Annotated in this window: 17 protein-coding genes; all 17 read right to left on the reverse strand. The window is 44.7% G+C overall.

Annotated elements, in window-relative coordinates; all coding sequences use genetic code 11:
• Nucleotides 1-15 precede the first annotated feature (15 nt).
• Entirely contained in the window at nt 16-690 is a 675-nt protein-coding gene (locus QLQ22_RS23790) for a transaldolase family protein (RefSeq protein ID WP_284015722.1), read from the reverse strand.
• A gap of 217 nt (nt 691-907) precedes the next feature.
• On the reverse strand, nt 908-1,927 hold the full coding sequence (gene spoIID / locus QLQ22_RS23795) for a stage II sporulation protein D (RefSeq protein ID WP_252207690.1): 1,020 nt from the start codon (nt 1,925-1,927) through the stop codon (nt 908-910).
• Between the two features lie 124 nt (nt 1,928-2,051).
• Nucleotides 2,052-2,489 carry a VanZ family protein gene (locus QLQ22_RS23800; RefSeq protein WP_284015723.1) on the reverse strand — a complete coding sequence of 146 codons (438 nt, stop codon included), beginning with the start codon at nt 2,487-2,489 and terminating at the stop codon, nt 2,052-2,054.
• A 176-nt stretch (nt 2,490-2,665) separates the two neighbouring features.
• Complete coding sequence (gene murA, locus QLQ22_RS23805) at nt 2,666-3,970, reverse strand: UDP-N-acetylglucosamine 1-carboxyvinyltransferase (RefSeq protein ID WP_223438621.1); 1,305 nt, start codon at nt 3,968-3,970, stop codon at nt 2,666-2,668.
• A 32-nt stretch (nt 3,971-4,002) separates the two neighbouring features.
• Nucleotides 4,003-4,743, reverse strand: coding sequence for a YwmB family TATA-box binding protein (locus QLQ22_RS23810; RefSeq protein ID WP_223438622.1), 741 nt, complete (start codon nt 4,741-4,743; stop codon nt 4,003-4,005).
• Nucleotides 4,744-5,086: 343 nt separating this feature from the next.
• Entirely contained in the window at nt 5,087-5,317 is a 231-nt protein-coding gene (locus tag QLQ22_RS23815) for a DUF1146 family protein (RefSeq protein WP_223438623.1), read from the reverse strand.
• Between the two features lie 148 nt (nt 5,318-5,465).
• Nucleotides 5,466-6,956, reverse strand: a complete 1,491-nt coding sequence (gene nuoN, locus QLQ22_RS23820) for an NADH-quinone oxidoreductase subunit NuoN (protein WP_284015724.1) — start codon at nt 6,954-6,956, stop codon at nt 5,466-5,468.
• A gap of 6 nt (nt 6,957-6,962) precedes the next feature.
• On the reverse strand, nt 6,963-8,480 hold the full coding sequence (locus QLQ22_RS23825; protein ID WP_284015725.1) for a complex I subunit 4 family protein: 1,518 nt from the start codon (nt 8,478-8,480) through the stop codon (nt 6,963-6,965).
• Nucleotides 8,477-10,345 carry an NADH-quinone oxidoreductase subunit L gene (nuoL, locus tag QLQ22_RS23830; RefSeq protein ID WP_284015726.1) on the reverse strand — a complete coding sequence of 623 codons (1,869 nt, stop codon included), beginning with the start codon at nt 10,343-10,345 and terminating at the stop codon, nt 8,477-8,479. The genes QLQ22_RS23825 and nuoL overlap by 4 nt, the downstream gene beginning before the upstream one ends.
• Nucleotides 10,346-10,375: 30 nt before the next feature.
• Entirely contained in the window at nt 10,376-10,690 is a 315-nt protein-coding gene (gene nuoK / locus QLQ22_RS23835; RefSeq protein WP_252207697.1) for an NADH-quinone oxidoreductase subunit NuoK, read from the reverse strand.
• A complete protein-coding gene (locus QLQ22_RS23840; protein WP_223443730.1) occupies nt 10,687-11,199 on the reverse strand; it encodes an NADH-quinone oxidoreductase subunit J in 513 nt (170 codons plus the stop codon). Before QLQ22_RS23840 ends, nuoK begins: the two co-directional genes overlap by 4 nt.
• 2 nt (nt 11,200-11,201) lie before the next feature.
• On the reverse strand, nt 11,202-11,621 hold the full coding sequence (nuoI, locus tag QLQ22_RS23845) for an NADH-quinone oxidoreductase subunit NuoI (protein ID WP_070875395.1): 420 nt from the start codon (nt 11,619-11,621) through the stop codon (nt 11,202-11,204).
• 186 nt (nt 11,622-11,807) lie between these two features.
• On the reverse strand, nt 11,808-12,812 hold the full coding sequence (nuoH, locus tag QLQ22_RS23850; protein WP_223438628.1) for an NADH-quinone oxidoreductase subunit NuoH: 1,005 nt from the start codon (nt 12,810-12,812) through the stop codon (nt 11,808-11,810).
• Nucleotides 12,812-13,912 (reverse strand): NADH-quinone oxidoreductase subunit D, encoded by a 1,101-nt coding sequence (locus QLQ22_RS23855; protein WP_284015727.1) that lies wholly within the window; start codon nt 13,910-13,912, stop codon nt 12,812-12,814. Before QLQ22_RS23855 ends, nuoH begins: the two co-directional genes overlap by 1 nt.
• 3 nt (nt 13,913-13,915) lie before the next feature.
• Nucleotides 13,916-15,244, reverse strand: coding sequence for an NADH-quinone oxidoreductase subunit C (locus tag QLQ22_RS23860; RefSeq protein ID WP_284015728.1), 1,329 nt, complete (start codon nt 15,242-15,244; stop codon nt 13,916-13,918).
• The gene (locus tag QLQ22_RS23865) at nt 15,234-15,755 is read right to left on the reverse strand and encodes a NuoB/complex I 20 kDa subunit family protein (RefSeq protein WP_223438631.1); all 522 of its coding nucleotides are present in this window, start codon (nt 15,753-15,755) and stop codon (nt 15,234-15,236) included. The genes QLQ22_RS23860 and QLQ22_RS23865 overlap by 11 nt, the downstream gene beginning before the upstream one ends.
• Nucleotides 15,746-16,120 (reverse strand): NADH-quinone oxidoreductase subunit A, encoded by a 375-nt coding sequence (locus QLQ22_RS23870; RefSeq protein ID WP_252207701.1) that lies wholly within the window; start codon nt 16,118-16,120, stop codon nt 15,746-15,748. The genes QLQ22_RS23865 and QLQ22_RS23870 overlap by 10 nt, the downstream gene beginning before the upstream one ends.
• Between the last annotated feature and the right edge of the window lie 528 nt (nt 16,121-16,648).

Genomic DNA, 16,648 nt, shown 5'->3' on the forward strand with positions numbered 1-16,648 from the left:
TTGAATGATTTTTTATCAAACAGTTACTTCTGTTTTTGTGTTGTCCCAAGCATTTCTGAAAACATTCAGACCATAATCTGTAAATGCATGATCAAAACTGCTTCTGTACACATCAAATCCGCATGTGACAATATTCGCTCCCGCTTTTGCAGCATCAACAATCTGTTTGCCATTGCGTAAAGCGGCAACAATAATTTCTGTCTCAAATCCGTAAGTTTTATAGATATTCACGATATCCTGGATGTACGGAGCCGTATCTTCCCCGCTATTTTCTTTCCATCCTACAAACGGGGAAACGAATGCGGCTCCTATTCTAGCTGTCTGGATCGCCTGAGAAGGAGAAAACACCAGTGTAACATTTGTTGAAATGCCTTCTTTTTTTAATTCTTTTGCTGCGATTAATCCAGGTTCGGTGCAAGGAATTTTCACTACAAAGTTAGAGGAACGTGCTGCAATTTTTTTGCCTTCAGTGACCATTTCTCTCGCATTGTCTAAATGTGGATTAATCTCAACTGAAATGGGAAAGTTTTTTATTTCGCCAAATTCACCTGCAAGTTCATCTACAATGGTTAAGAATGATTTCCCGCTGTTCATAATGTGTTTAGGATTTGTTGTAACTCCATCAATGGCCCAATTTTCATATGCGTACTTGATTTCCTTTGTAATAGCACTGTCTAAAAAATATTTCATTATACCCTCTCCTTTTGTCATGATGTTTTTTACATTTATCATAACATAGTAATCTTTAAATATAAGTAGTTACCTTTAACTCTATAATATGAAACCGGATTCAATTAATCAAGTCTTTTCTTAAAAAGGATAGAAATTCTGAAATAATTAGGAGTAAATGAAAAAACACTTTATAGCAAAAAAGAAAGCACAGGAAATAGTTTCCTGCGCTTCCCTTTTAATTCCGAGCCGTAAACTGAGTAACAAACGGCTCAACATTCGCCACTTGTGCTCCCTGGTAGTAGTAGCTGACAATGTCCTTGTATTTTTTTCCGTCCTGCGCCATGAAATTGGCTCCGTATTGGCTCATGCCGACACCGTGGCCGAAGCCTTTTGTGGTGATGAGGACTTGATCACCTTTAAGCTGCCAAGTGAAGTCGCTTGAGCGGAGACCCAGCTTTTCACGGATATCTCGGCCGTTCAGTTTTTTCCCGTTGATGTCGACTTGAGCTACTCGTTTGCCTGAGGTTCGTTCAATGACTTTCCCTACTTCTCCGTCTGAATCGAGTTTCACTCCAAGTTTTTTCTCGAAATCGCTCACTTTGATGGCGATTTGGTCATAGTATTTCGGTGATTTTTCGTCCCATGGACTTTCCACGCTCTTTAAATAAGGCAGGGATGCTGCCCAATAGTCTTCGGAGTTTTCGGTGTATCCGTTGCTGGTTGAGAAAAAGGAGGCTTCGATTGGTTTATTTTCATATGTTAAGATTTGACCTTGTGTAGTGGCGACTGCATTGTACACCTTTTTGATTTTCCAATCATAGTCCTTACCCCATTGCCTTTTCAGCTCTGCATCACTTTTGAAGACCTGATGAGCTGTCGTGTCACTGACGACTGCACCGGCTGGAACACTTATCGTTTGTTCGCTCATTAATTGCTTTACAATATAAGTCCGGGCTGCCAGTGCCTGGGCTTTCAGCGCTTCGTCTTCAAAATCTGCAGGCATTTCTGAGGCAACGACTCCGATGACGTATTCTTCTAAAGGAATGTTCTCGATTTTTTCCGCACCGCTGCGATAGACCGGTACATCAATAATTGATTTGGCAAGCATGACTTGTTCATCCTTTTTGGCTTGAAGGTCTTCTGATAGTTCACCTTTGGTCTGGTTCATAAAAGGTGCGACTAACAATGTCGGGATCATTAATATGATGAGAAATAATCCGGCAAGAACTAAAAGTATTGGTTTCAAAGATTTCATCTAAGAGCCTCCATATCCGATATGTCATTTACCGTCTCTACTCAATACTATGGAGGTGGACAACCATTTATGACTGAAAAACTCTTAAATCTGAAGAATTCCCTTTTGCTTCCACTGTCTATTTCTACATTTTCCGCCGATTTCCTTCGACAATTTGCACGTGTTTTGAATAAGCAAAAATGATTTTTATTAAAATGATTCCTGCTAATGCCCCTGTCAGGTCGTAGATCATATCCACAATCCTGCCGCTGCGCATAGCATATAGCTGAAGAACTTCTGAGGATACAGCGAGAAATACTGCCCATAAAATCGCTGTACGCATCCGGTACATATAAGTCATGATAAGCGTAAAAAAGAAAAAGAAAAAGGCGTGCCCTATTTTTGTGACAACATAAAACTTACTGTGCAGGGCTATATCATGATAGAGAAACAAGTCGGAAAAATCGGGGTCTCTCCGAATGGTGAGACCGATATAATCTCCCGTCAGCAAAGACAGTAAATCACTCGTAAACGAGAACAATGAAAATGCGATGATCAAAAATAAAGCCGTTAAGAATTTCATGAAAACCCTCCTTCGCATTCATCGTCGTCAATTGCCGGGTATTTTATGCAAAAAAATAGGATATCTGATGTATAAATCATAGTAGAAACAGCAACACTAATAAAGTATTTTTATTTTGGACAATATAAAAAGAAGCTGGAATTCGAGGACTCCAACTTCTTTAGATGTACGTATGTTTAAGCGTTCATGTCGCTTACAGCCTGCTCGGATTTAATCGTAGTTTCTTCTGTGATTCGTTCGATGTCAGCACCGATTGAAGCAAGTTTTCCGTGGAAGTCAACGTATCCGCGGTCTACGTGCTTAAGCTCGGTTACACGAGTGTAGCCGTCTGCAACTAAACCTGCAAGAACAAGTGCTGCACCAGCGCGCAAGTCTGTTGCTGCCACTTCTGCACCTTGCATATTAACTGGACCGTTGATGATGACAGATCGGCCCTCAATCTTAATATCCCCATTCATGCGGCGGAATTCTTCCACGTGCATGAAACGGTTTTCGAACACAGTTTCCGTGATCATAGAAGTTCCTTCAGCTTTCAACAGCAATGCCATCATTTGAGATTGCATATCTGTCGGGAAGCCTGGATGCGGCATTGTTTTGATGTCAATGGACTTGAGTTTTTCTGGTCCAATGACACGAAGTCCGTCTTCTTCTTCAGAAATCTGAACGCCCATTTCTTCCATTTTCGCGATCAAAGAAGTTAAGTGTTCCGGCACAGCGCCGCGAACCAATACATTTCCGCCTGTAATAGCAGCTGCAACCATGAAAGTTCCAGCTTCAATGCGGTCAGGAATGATATGATGCTTAACGCCTTTAAGTGTTTCTACACCTTCAATGCGAATCGTTCCAGTTCCGGCTCCGCGAACTTTGCCGCCCATTGCATTAATGTAATTGGCAAGGTCAACGATTTCCGGTTCTTTTGCTACGTTCTCAAGGACAGTTGTGCCTTCTGCAAGAGCCGCAGCCATTATAATATTTTCAGTTGCTCCAACGCTTGGGAAATCCAAGTAGATTTTTGCCCCGCGAAGTCTTCCTGAGACTTCAGCGTCGATAAATCCGTTCCCAACCTTAATGGTAGCTCCCATAGCTTCGAAGCCTTTTAAATGTTGATCAATTGGACGTGATCCAATCGCACAGCCGCCTGGCAATGCCACACGTGCACGGCCATTTCTGGCAAGTAATGGACCCATAACTAAAACAGAAGCACGCATTTTGCGTACATATTCGAAAGGAGCTTCCATATTTAGCTCTTTAGATGCATCTACAAACACTTGGTTATTTTCAAAGTGTACTTCTGCACCTAAATGGCGCAGCACTTCATTGATTGTATACACATCGGAGAGCGTAGGCACATCACAAATTATGCTTTTTTGTTCACTGGCTAATAAAGATGCAGCGATTACTGGTAAAACGGCATTTTTAGCACCTTCTACTTTAACAGTACCGTTTAACTTACGACCGCCGCGGACGATGATTTTTTCCAAGGTCTTCCCCTCCGCGTCCCAATTTCTATATATTAATATTCAGACGTTATGATTGGTGTTCCTACTGTAACGCTAGTATTACTGCCCAATCCTGCGCCTCTGAGCGCAATTTGAATATTCATGCTGCCTTCATCTGTTGGAATCAGGTGATCCCAATCTGACGTACGTGCGGACACAGATATGAACGAATCTTCTTTAAGCTGTTCAACTGGCACCGCGTTAAATTGTTTGAGCAAACCATTTACCTTCAATTGCAAAACACTACTCATCTTATCATCAAGCTGGCCATTTACACAAGTGAAAATTGTAGGATTTTCATGGAAAATGTCGAAGCTACGAGCTTGCGCATACTCATGTAGCTGAATCCAATTTTTCCCTGAACCTTCCCCGCTGAGCTCATACAAGATATACGATTGTTTTTGTCCGTTTGTGTCGGTTGACTGAATTTGAAGCTTTTCTGTAAAACCCATCTTCTTGTTAAAAAAGATTCCCGATGCTTTATGTAGCTTGCCATCCACACTTTCATTCGACCACTTATAATGACGAAATTGAGTTTGCAAAAGTTTCGTTAATTCTTCAAAAGACTGATTCTCTGCTGAAATCATTTCCTTTGAAAATAAAGACCACTTTTTAACATCAATTCCCTGTGCTTCCATGCCTTCTACAATGGTTCCAAGTTCTGCTTCCTTCTTGTCAGACCCAATAGCTTGTGCAACAACCGCACCTGTAAGAAATAATAAAAAGATAATAATTGCCAGACTGACTTTTTTCATCGTAATCCACGTCCTCTCTCCTTAGTAACATTGTTACCGTTTGAGAAGGGCGTATACGTGGAAAAAGTCGTCATTGTTAGACAATCTCTGGGCTGTTCTCTGGTAATCTGTAGGTCATATTCCCCTGTTCTTTATTAGTTAAACGTTAATCAGAAAAGAGGAATCGCCTTGGCCAGCTCAGGCAGACAGATAAGGTTCCGGCAGAAACGTCAGGTTTTGACTTTTTTGGCGGAGCCGTTCTGGCCGAGGATCTAGACGCTGCAGCTCTGCTTCAATACTCAAAATCAATTTATAACTTCCTTTAATTTAAAAAGCTGATGCCTTTTGCTGACTGAAAAGTTCATTAAAATAAAAAAGGCAGCTGGCGGGACCATATTAAATAATCAAGAAAAAAGTTGCTTACAGCGCCTGAAATGGCGATCGTGAGAAGGATCATCAGCGCACGCGCTTGCATGACCTTTCCTTTTTTCATGGCTTTTTCAATATGCAGCGCCTGCAGTGCCCACCATGTAACCGGAATGAATACAAGATGTGACAAAAGGCCAAGTAATGCTTGCTGATTAAAATCAAGCATAGGTTTAACAACTCCTATATGTAGCTATTCTTATAGCAAGCATAGCACTTTTTACGAAACCAAAAAAAGAAGAGGCTTTTACACCTCTTCCATTATATAAAATTCTGCCGGCACTTTGATGGTTTTTTTGTAAAGATTAGTGGCAAATTTATGAAATATTTAAATTCAGAAAATCAAATGCAGCACCTGGGAAAATTCCAAGCAGCACGGTTGCAATCATACAGATGACCGTCACGATCAGAAGCGGTGCACTCCATTTAAATGGCTCCTCGGTTTCTTTTTTCCTGAAAAAGACCTGAGTGAGTATGCCGAAATAATAAAAGTACGAGACAACGGTAGTCGCAATCATGATGGATGCAAGAACAATCTGCGGCGTGCTGTTGGTAAATGCATTCATGAAGATGGTGATTTTTCCGATAAAGCCTGCCGTACCAGGGAGTCCGGCAAGCGATAACAAAAAGATGGTGACGGCGATTGCTGCAAGCGGAGAACGGTGATACAGACCTGCAAAGGCTGTGACATCCTCTGAGCCTGTTTTTCTTCCGACTGCCTGGACAATCGCAAAAGCGCCGAGATTCATGATGACGTACGATAATAAATAAAACCAGATGGCGTCAAAGTAAAAGTAGCCGCCGAAGGACACGAAACCGACAAGCACATATCCAGCATGCGCAATGGACGAATACGCAAGCAGGCGTTTGATGTTTTTCTGCCTCAGGGCGACCGCATTGCCGACGATCATCGTAATCGCAGCTAAGATGGCGATAAAGCCTTGATAGATCACTAGTATTGACTGCATACCGTCTTCATCCGGAATATTTCCAAAGACAGACAGACATAATCTGAGGATGATAATAAACCCGGCTGTTTTTGAAACGGCACTCAGAAAAGCTGTGACAGGTGTCGGTGCCCCTTCGTATACATCCGGTGCCCACATGTGAAAAGGAACCGTTGCGATCTTAAAGGATAAACCGACAAAAATGAGCAAGAAAGAGATTCCCGAGATATAGAGATAGCCTGATTCTGTTAAGGCATTCAGCTGCGGAATCATTTCTGTCAGACTTGTTGTGCCAGTCAAACCATAGATATAGCTCATCCCGAATAAGGTAATGGCCGTTGAGATCCCGCCGTTTATCACATATTTCAGGGCTGATTCATTTGATTGCAGATTTTTTTTGCGTAATCCAGCAAGTATATAAGAAGAAATGGACAGCAGCTCAAGCCCGACAAATAAGGTGATTAAATCCCGGCTTGATGCCATCATCATGGCTCCAAGAAGCGCTGCTAGCAGCAAGTAATAGAATTCTCCCCGCTCTTTCAAGCCTTCCTGGGGTTCATAATCAATTGCCAGCAGGAAAATAATTGCTGCTCCTAGCAGTAAGATGAATTTGAACGCTTTTGCAAAGGAATCCAGAACAAAGGTGTCATAAAGAATAACTGCGTCCTTTGCACCGATCATGAAAACAAGACTTATTACTGCAGCCGCAATACCGGCGAAACCTATCCATCCGAGCCATTTACGGCTTTTGCCGTCTCCCATAAAAAGATCAATAATAGACAGCAGCAGTGCCGTCCCGAGAATGATGAACTCCGGTGTCATGACACTCCATTTATAGCTGAGCAAGGTTTCCATATCCATTGTTCATCACCCCCCTATCCCTTTCATGATGGTTTCAATTGTCAGCTGCAGTGGAACGGAAAGTCCATTCGGATAGACACCAATCAAAATAATGAAAAACAGCAGCACGAGTACCGGGATAATCTCATACCACTTCATATCAACGTGCACATGCTCTGATTTTTTTTCGGCTCCAAAGGTAATTGAAAGAACAGCCCTCAAAAGATAAGCGGCGGTCAAAATGATGCCGATTGCCCCGATTGCCCCAAGCTCCGGATGCTGATCGAAGACCCCCATGAACGCCGTCAGTTCACTGATGAAACCGGACATTCCCGGCAATCCAAGCGAAGCCATTGCACCTGCCAATAAAAAGCCTGCAGCAAGCGGCATGGCTTTCGATAAGCCTGAAAGCTGATCCAATTGAGTTGTTTGAGTTCGTTCGATTAATACTCCCACTAAGAAGAACAGCAGCGCAGAAATTAGTCCGTGTGAAACGACCTGAAAGATCGCCCCCTGTATACCAGCTTCATTTAGTGCACCAAGTCCGATGAGCACGATGCCCATATGTGAAATACTCGAATAGGCAAGCACCATTCTGAATTCATTTTGAATGAGCGCCAAAAAGGCTCCATACAGCAGATTCACAAGCCCAAGTATGATTAAAATGGTGCTTAGCTTTGAAAATTCGTTTGGGAATAAGCCAAGGCCGAATTTAATTAAACCGAATGCACCTATTTTCAGAAGAATTCCTGAATGAAGCATGACAATGGGCGGCGGAGCCTGAACATGCACTCTCAGCATCCACGTATGCAGCGGGAAGATTGGAAGCTTCACTCCAAATGCAATGATGAGAGCAATCATTAATCCAAGCTTAAAATCCTCTGAGATTGGCCCGATCAGCTGAACGTCAGGCGTATTCAGCAATTGGCTCAGCAGGGCAAGATTAGTTGTCCCTGTTTTTGAAAAGAGCAGGATGATCACAATCAGCAGAATAGCCGACCCAAATCCGTTATAAAGCAAAAATTGATAAGCTGCTTTTTCACGGGCCATGAAGCCCCATTTTCCAATAAGGAAAAACATCGGAATCAGCGTAATTTCAAAAAAGATAAAGAAAAGAATCAGATTCTGTGCCATAAAGACGCCGAGCATGCCGACTTCAAGAAGAAGCAGAAGCATAAAGTAGCTTTTCCAGTTCTTTTTAATGGAAAAAGAGGCCGCTGCAGCGAGAGCCGCAAGAATTGATGTGAGCAGAACCATAATCAGCGAAAAGCCGTCCATAGCAAGCTCGTAATCAACTGTAAACACGCCAGGCTGCATGTCATGGTATTGCCCAAACGCAATCCATTCGTGATTCTCGGCAAATCGGGCGAGGTCATTGCCTATCTGATATTGTGCAAACATGATTCCAGATAAAAGGACAGCAGGCAAAGTCGCAAGAAACCCGACAAGTTTTAACGATGATTCCTGGTCTTTTTTCATAAAAGCAAGAACGATGATTCCAAGTACAGGCGAGAAAACAAGGGCCGTGAGCAGAATGGATGTCATAAGAAGTTCCCCCCTGTTACTGCATATAGAACAAGTAAAATAGCGAGTCCGACAAAAGCAACGGTTCCATACATCTGCACCTGCCCGTTCTGCATTTTCGATCCCAAGGCTCCTGCTGACCGGACAATCCCTGCCACTCCTTTTACAGCACCCTCAACCAAGAATTTTTCGAGGTACTTGCAGAAGACGCTGATTGTATTCGTGAGCCATATGATCGTTATTCCGTAGAGTTCATCAATGAAATATTTGTTTTTAAGCACTGAATGAATCATTGGCATCCGCGATCTTATTTTTTCAGGAGAGATCGATGGTTTGCTGTACATCATGTAAGCAAGCAAGATGCCAAGCAGAGAGACAGCGGTTGCCGCGAACATAATCCACATTGGCCCTTCAATGTGGCCGTGCCCAAGCTGCGGCGAACCTTCCGTCAGCCAGTCTCCAAGAAATGTGCCGAACCAGGGCGTGTTGCTGTAGCCTGAGAAAATGGCGAGCGCGGCTAGGATACTCATTGGAATCAGCATATTGGACGGGGATTCTTTTACTCTTGAAAGCTCTGTTTTCGGACGTCCGGTGAAAACGAGAAAGAAGAGCCGGAACATATAAAAGGCGGTGAAGAAGGCGGCAATGAGTGCCAGCCAGAAAAGGACAGGATTTCCATGTGTCCACGCCGCAATCAGGATTTCATCTTTACTGAAAAATCCCGAGAAGAGCGGGACACCGCTTATAGCAAGCGTCCCGATTAGAAACAGCGGTCCCGTGAACTTCAGCTTTTTCCACAAGCCGCCCATCTCATCAATGTTTTGTGTATGAACAGCATGAATCACACTGCCCGCTGCTAGAAACAGCAGGGCTTTAAAAAAGGCATGTGTCATTAAATGGAAAACACCGGCGACATAGCCTGCAGAACCAAGGGCAAGCATCATGTAGCCCAGCTGACTGACAGTAGAATACGCAAGCACGCGTTTGATATCTTTTTGCACAAGCCCGATGCTTGCAGCAAAAATAGCCGTGAAGGCTCCAATTGCTGCGACAACCAGGAGTGCTGTTTCACTTGCGGCAAATAGCGGATACATAAGGGCTACTAAATAAACACCGGCCGCTACCATAGTCGCCGCATGAATGAGGGCAGAAACAGGCGTCGGACCTTCCATCGCATCCGGAAGCCAGGAATGGAGCGGAAACTGACCTGATTTTCCAATCGCCCCGATGAAGATTAAAAGACTGATCAGGGTGATCAAATCAAGCGGCACCTTGCCATCTGCGACACTTGCAAAGATCTGGTCATATTCGAAGCTGCCAACCTGCCAAAAGAGCAGGAGCATGCCGATGAACAGACCGACATCCCCGATTCTGGTCATGATAAAGGCTTTTTTTGCAGCTGCCTTTGCTTCTTCTTTATAAAAATAAAAACCGATCAATAAGAATGATCCGACTCCGACGAGTTCCCAGAAGATATAGAGCTGAAGCAGGTTTGTCGTCATGACAAGTCCGAGCATGCTGAAGGTAAATAAACCTAGATACGCATAAAAAACAGGAAAGCGTTCGTCCCCATGCATATATCCTTTTGAATATATATGTACAGCTAAGCTTACAAGCGAAACGATCACCAGCATTAAGGCATTTAATTGATTGATTTCAAAGCCCGCTGTCAGCTCAAAATCGCCAATTGTGAGCCACACGGTTTCCGCTTTAAAGGTTGGCTGTGTAAATCGCTCGAACAATACAGCGAGCGAGCCCGCAAATGCGAAAAGCATAAGAGTGCTGCCGACATTAGCGCTCCCCTCCCTCAGACGTTTGCCGAACAGGAGCAGCACGAGGAATGAGACAAGCGGGAACAGCGGGATCATCCAGGCATATGGCATCATTGTATTCCATCCCCTTCTTGTTTAGAGGTTTTAGTGCTTCATAGAATGATAGTCGTCAATATTGACAGATCTACGGTTGCGGTACAGGGCAAATAGGATGGCAAGTCCAACGGCCGCCTCTGCTGCTGCGATCGTGATCGTAAAAAGAGAAAAAACCTGCCCGGTAATGTCCGGAACGACTCCGTATTTGCTGAATGCAACCAGATTAATGTTGGCAGCATTCAGCATAAGTTCGATCGAAATAAGCACGATGACCGTATTACGTTTCGTAAGGGCTCCGTACAGACCGATGCAAAAAAGAATCAGCGCGAGAACAAGAAAGGCGGATAATGGAATCGAGCTCATTTTTTCTCCTCCTCCTTCTCGTCTTTTTTCGCCAGTATGATGGCACCGACCAGTGCGACAAGCAATAAAACAGATGTAAGCTCAAATGGAATGACGAAATGTGAATAAAGGGAGATTCCGATTTGCTCCGTATTTTTCACATGCAGATTGGCAGTCGGCTCACCGAGCTTTAGATCATAGATTCCAAGATACATCACGAGCGCAAACGCAGCGATTCCAAGAAATGTAATGAGCTTTCTTCCGTTGCCCGCTGTGGATTGTTCCTCGTCCTCATGACGCGTGAGCATAATGCCAAACAGCATGATGATCGTTATTGCACCCGAGTAGATTAAGATTTGGACAGCTGCGACAAATTCGGCGGAGAGAAGAACATATAAACCGGCAATACTCACGAACGTAAACACCAGCGATACGACCATATGAACCACTTTTGTCACATTCAGCATGAGAATGCCGCCCCCGATTGCCACCATTGCGAGTCCGACAAAGGCTACATACTCTCCGGTTATACTCACACCTTATTCTCCTCCCTGATGTTCTCATCATTTTCATCCAGCCACTCGAGATTTTTAAAAAGCTGATCGCGGCTGTACTCCGCAAGCTCAAAGTTATTCGTCATAACGATTGCCTCTGTCGGGCAAACCTCTGTGCAGAGATCGCACAAGATGCAAATTTCAAAGTTGATATCATACGTATCAATGATTTTCCCTTTTTTCGCCGGATCCGGATGTTTCTTGCCTGTCAGCTCAATGCAATCCGTCGGACAGATATTCGCACACTGATTGCAGACAATGCACTTCTCCGGATAAAACTTCTGAATGCCCCGGAACCTGTCAGGCAGAGCCAGTGCATCATTCGGGTAATCATACGTCACTTTTTTCTTCGTCAAGTTGTTCAGGGTATACGTTAAACCTTTTGCTAAACCTCGCATGCTCTCACCCCTTGATTTTGTGAGGATCCTGCCGGTGTGCCGGCTTTAGGCCTGGCTGCGGCAGGTGTTTCTTGCTTTTACTTGCCGATTGCGGCTGCTTACTGTCCAGAATGCTTCTTTTACTAGCCAAAATCCGGGATTTACTTGCCGAAATGGCGAATTTACTTTCTATTTTCCAGCTGTCTCCTATTTAAAGAAAATCTCCTTCACAATCGCCGTTATGAATATATTCGCGAGTGCGACCGGGAGCAGCACTTTCCATCCGAATTCCATCAGCTGATCGGCGCGGATCCGCGGGAATGTGACGCGGAACCAGATGAGTGTGAAGATGACCACACTGAATTTGAGGCCGAACCAGATTGCGCCAGGGATGAAATCAAGAAATGCAACCGGATGCCAGCCGCCTAAAAATAAAACCGTTGTTAAGGAAGCCATTGCGAAAAAATACACATATTCCGACAGCATGAAGAATGCCCAGCGGAAGCCGGAATACTCGACATGATAACCGGCAACAAGCTCTGATTCCGCTTCAGGCAAGTCAAACGGGGTTCTGTTTAACTCAGCCACAGAAGCAATCAGGAAAATTAGAAACCCGATCGGCTGGAGGAAAATAAACCAGACGTCCTCTTGTGCGTCTACAATCGTATTTAAGTTCAGGCTCCCTGATAACAGGACAACCCCGATGACCGACATGACAAGAGGGATTTCATAGGAAATCATTTGCGCCGCTGCGCGCATCCCGCCGAGCAGAGAGTATTTGTTATTCGAAGCCCATCCTCCTGTTACAATGCCAATCGTGGTTAAACCCGATATGGCGATGTAAAAAAGCAGGCCGACACCTAAATCTGCAAACTGAAAAGCGTCAGTAAACGGAATCGTTGATAGAACAATGAAAGCCGGAGCAAAAGCGATGACAGGAGCGAGAATAAACAATGGTCTGTCAGCAAGCTTCGGAATCGTGTCTTCTTTTATCAGAAGCTTTAAAACATCTGCCACAGTCTGCAGCAGACCCCATTTGCCCCCTACCTGGTTAGGGCCGATCCGTCCCTGCATAAATCCCATCACTTTGCGCTCTGCCAGAATGCCATAGGTGACGAAACCAAGGACGACGAACAGAAATGCTGTTGCTAGCCCAAAGAATATTGCAAAGTTGCCTATGCCCGGCGATGATTGAAGCAAGCCTTCCACCATTATCCGTCCACCTCCCCAAGGACAATGTCAATGGCACCGAGAATGGTAATAAGGTTTGCCATGTTTTCTCCTTCCAAAAGCTTTGGCAGGATCTGCAGATTGTAAAAGGAAGGACGCCTGAACTTCAGACGGTATGGCTCTTTTTTTCCATCACTTGCAATGTAGCAGCCGATTTCACCGCGTGGAGATTCAATCCGTACATAAGCCTCTCCTTTTGGTGCTTTAATGATTTTCGGCACTTTTGCGATGATCGGTCCCTCAGCAGGGAATTGTTCAACAGCCTGCTCTAGGATTTTCAAGGATTCCTCAATCTCTTCCATGCGGCATTCGTAGCGGGCGAAAGCATCACCTTTTGTCCGTACAGGCACGTCAAAATCAAATCGGTCGTATATCGAGTATGGTTCATCCTTGCGAAGGTCCCATTTCACTCCAGTACAGCGCAGGTTTGCCCCGCTTAAGGAGTAAGCAAGCGCCTCTTCTTTTGTGTAAATGCCGACCCCTTTTACACGATTTAAGAAGATTTCATTTCCTGACACGAGATCATGATAGCCTTTCAGCTGCTCTCTCATATAAGGAATGAATTCTGCAACCTTTTCAATCCAGCCCTCAGGCGCATCCCACTTCACGCCGCCGACCCTCATGTAATTGAAGGTAAGCCTCGCTCCTGAAAGCTCCGTCAGCAAATTAATAATCATTTCCCGCTCGCGGAAGGCATATAAAAATGGACTTACTGCTCCAATATCAAGCAAATAGGTGCCCCACCAGACGAGGTGGCTTGCTACTCTTCCAAGCTCCATCGCAATCACCCTTAAATACTCGCCCCGTTCAGGGACCTGAATGCCGGTCATCGTTTCCACAGCATGACAAATCACATAATTGTTTGTCATGGCAGAAAGATAATCCATGCGGTCTGTATAAGGAATGATTTGTGTGTATTGAAGGTTTTCTGCAAGCTTTTCGGTGCCTCTATGTAAATAGCCGATAACCGGTGTAGCTTCTTTAATGATTTCTCCGTCAATTTTGATCACCAGCCGGAACACGCCATGTGTGCTCGGATGCTGCGGTCCGACATTCAGGAGCATTTCTTCTGTCCGTATCAAAAGCTACACCTCCACATCATAGGGTTCATAATCTTTGCGAAGAGGATGTCCGACCCAATCATCCGGCATCATAATTCTTGTCAGGTTCGGGTGGCCGGTAAAATGAATCCCAAGTAAATCAAATGCTTCGCGCTCAGGCCAATCCGCTCCTTTCCAAAGCGGTTCAAGGGAATCAATTTCAGGCTTGTCGCGGTCAAGCTTTACTTTCAGCACAACTGTATGGCGGTGGACGTAGGAAAAAAGATAAACGTACATTTCCATATGTGTTTCAAAATCCGTTCCATGCAATTCAGAGACGTAATCAAATGCCAATTCTTCCTGTTCTTTTAAAAACTTGGCGATGGTAAAATAGGATTCTTTCTTTGCAACAAGTGTCGGATTATCTTTAGACAGCCTATTAATATAGGATTCTTCTAAAACTTCTTTGCCGAGATGCTCCTCGATTACTTTTACATAATTTTTTAAAATGGGCTCATTTGGTGAAGGTTCTTCTTGTTGAGGCTGCTCTTCTGGAGTAAGTTTCTTCGCTTTTGCTGCAGCTGCTGCTTTTGCTTTTGCGGCTGCGATGGCCTTTGCCTTTTCTTTAGCCAATTCGTCATCTGAAAGATTTTCACGGGAAGCCTTTGCTTTCGCGGCGGCGGCGGCTTTTGCCTTTGCGACAGCTGCTGCTTTTTGCTTGGCTACATCATCTACCGGAGCACCTTCTGATTTTGCTTTTTGCTTCGCGAGGGCTGCCGCCTTTGCTTTTGCTGCTGCGACTGCTTTTTGTTTCGCAAGTGCAAGGTCATCTGCTGTTTCGTTGCCGGTCCCCTCTTCTGCTTGCCTGGCTTTCTGTTTTGCCAATGCTGCTGCTTTCGCTTTTGCGGCTGCAACTGCTTTTTGTTTCGCAAGTGCCAGGTCATCTGATGATTCGTTGCCGGCTCCCTCCGTTTGCTTCGCTTTCTGTTTTGCAAGTGCTGCTGCTTTCGCTTTTGCGGCTGCTGCCGCTTTCTGTTTCGCGAGAGCCGCCTCATCGGCCGGTTCAGCTGTTTCCTTTGCCTTTTGCTTTGCAAGTGCAGCAGCTTTCGCTTTTGCCGCAGCTGCTGCTTTTTGCTTCGCGAGGTTAGCGTCATCTATCGTTTCATTCGCTTTAGCTTCCTGCGCTTTTTGTTTCGCAAGGGCCGCGGCCTTTGCTTTTGCAGCTGCTGCCGCCTTCTGTTTCGCAAGCTCTGTGCTATCTGCAGGTATGTTTACTTGATTTGCCTGCTTTTCAGCCAGCTTTTTCAGGGCAGCTTCCTTTGCTTTTTGAGCGGCTTCACGTTTTAGCTGCTGGATGTCTTTCTCATCGCTCATGGATTATTTCACTCCCTGTTTTCGCCTCATAACGGATTTTTTCTTTCAGCTTGTTAATTCCGTAGATAAGAGCGGCAGGATTAGGAGGACATCCAGGAATGTACACATCAACCGGCACAATCTGGTCGACTCCTTTTACAACTGCGTATGATTTAATATAGGGACCTCCTGCTGTTGCACAAGAGCCCATGGCAATGACCCATTTCGGTTCAGGCATTTGATCGTAGAGGCGCTTTAGAACCGGAGCCATTTTTTTCGTCACTGTTCCTGAGACGATCATGACATCGGACTGGCGGGGTGATGTCCGGAAAAAGGATCCGAATCGGTCCAAATCGTAGTGGGACGAACCGACACCCATCATTTCAATTGCACAGCAGGCAAGCCCGAAAGTCAGCGGCCACAAGGAATTGCTTCTCGCCCAGCCCTTCAGCTCTTCAAGCGTTGTTAAAAAGACGCTGCGCTTCAGTTCTTCCATTTCATCCTGAGGTATATTCGTTACATTTAAGTCCATTTCAGCACCTTCTTCTTCCATGCGTAGACTAGCCCGATGACGAGCATGATGACAAAAATGAGCATTTCAATGAGGGCAAACACGCCTAACTTCTCATATGCGACTGCCCACGGATATAAAAACACGGTTTCAACGTCAAAAATGACAAACAGGAGACCAAACATATAATAGCGGACATTAAACTGCACGCGTGAATCATGGTATGGATCAATTCCGCTTTCGTATGTGGTTGCTTTTGCCTCGCTCGGTGCGTTCGGCCTCAAAATCCGGCCCATTCCGAGAGCGACAACAGGAAGCAAAATGCCAAGGAGCAGGAAAACGACAACGATTAAGTAATTATTTAAATATACGTTTAGTGATTCCATCCATTTCCCCCTGTTAAAAATAGTAGAATTCTCAAAATATTATAAATGTAACCGCTAACATTATAACATCATTATCCAATTCGTGTATATAATCCGAAATGCGGAACCGACTGTTTAGCCCAGGCATGGCAGATAAGAATTCACCGGAAAAGTCCGTTTTTGACTTTTTCGGGGAATTTGTTCTGACCGAGGGGTTAGGAGGTGAAGCTGGACACCACGAAATGCGGAACCGACTGTTTAGCTCCGACAGACAGATAAGGATCCGACAGAAAAGGCGCTTTTTGCCTTTACTGGCGGAGCCGTTCTGGCCGAGGAGTTAGGCGGTGAAGCTGGACACCACGAAATGCGGAACCGACTGTTTAGCCCAGGCATGGCAGATAAGAATTCACCGGAAAAGGACACCCCGAAACGCGGAACGGGTTCATTTATTTTATAAATCCAAAATTCACCTCCTTTGTAGCTTTAATGTAAGCTGCTCTATTAAAGTCATCAGGATGATATACTTGCAATTGAACAAAAGACGCGAGG

Source organism: Metabacillus hrfriensis, from assembly GCF_030127205.1.
GTDB classification, from domain to species: Bacteria; Bacillota; Bacilli; order Bacillales; family Bacillaceae; genus Bacillus_P; species Bacillus_P dongyingensis.

What these genes read in the sequence shown, in the direction of transcription:
- QLQ22_RS23790 (WP_284015722.1), bottom strand. Translation starts at nt 690, where the DNA reads ATGAAATATTTTTTAGACAGTGCTATTACAAAGGAAATCAAGTACGCA.
- spoIID (WP_252207690.1), bottom strand. Translation starts at nt 1,927, where the DNA reads ATGAAATCTTTGAAACCAATACTTTTAGTTCTTGCCGGATTATTTCTC.
- QLQ22_RS23800 (WP_284015723.1), bottom strand. Translation starts at nt 2,489, where the DNA reads ATGAAATTCTTAACGGCTTTATTTTTGATCATCGCATTTTCATTGTTC.
- QLQ22_RS23810 (WP_223438622.1), bottom strand. Translation starts at nt 4,743, where the DNA reads ATGAAAAAAGTCAGTCTGGCAATTATTATCTTTTTATTATTTCTTACA.
- QLQ22_RS23815 (WP_223438623.1), bottom strand. Translation starts at nt 5,317, where the DNA reads ATGCTTGATTTTAATCAGCAAGCATTACTTGGCCTTTTGTCACATCTT.
- nuoN (WP_284015724.1), bottom strand. Translation starts at nt 6,956, where the DNA reads ATGGATATGGAAACCTTGCTCAGCTATAAATGGAGTGTCATGACACCG.
- QLQ22_RS23825 (WP_284015725.1), bottom strand. Translation starts at nt 8,480, where the DNA reads ATGACATCCATTCTGCTCACGGCCCTTGTTTTCTCGCCTGTACTTGGA.
- nuoL (WP_284015726.1), bottom strand. Translation starts at nt 10,345, where the DNA reads ATGATGCCATATGCCTGGATGATCCCGCTGTTCCCGCTTGTCTCATTC.
- nuoK (WP_252207697.1), bottom strand. Translation starts at nt 10,690, where the DNA reads ATGAGCTCGATTCCATTATCCGCCTTTCTTGTTCTCGCGCTGATTCTT.
- nuoI (WP_070875395.1), bottom strand. Translation starts at nt 11,621, where the DNA reads ATGCGAGGTTTAGCAAAAGGTTTAACGTATACCCTGAACAACTTGACG.
- nuoH (WP_223438628.1), bottom strand. Translation starts at nt 12,812, where the DNA reads ATGGTGGAAGGCTTGCTTCAATCATCGCCGGGCATAGGCAACTTTGCA.
- QLQ22_RS23860 (WP_284015728.1), bottom strand. Translation starts at nt 15,244, where the DNA reads ATGAGCGATGAGAAAGACATCCAGCAGCTAAAACGTGAAGCCGCTCAA.
- QLQ22_RS23865 (WP_223438631.1), bottom strand. Translation starts at nt 15,755, where the DNA reads ATGGACTTAAATGTAACGAATATACCTCAGGATGAAATGGAAGAACTG.
- QLQ22_RS23870 (WP_252207701.1), bottom strand. Translation starts at nt 16,120, where the DNA reads ATGGAATCACTAAACGTATATTTAAATAATTACTTAATCGTTGTCGTT.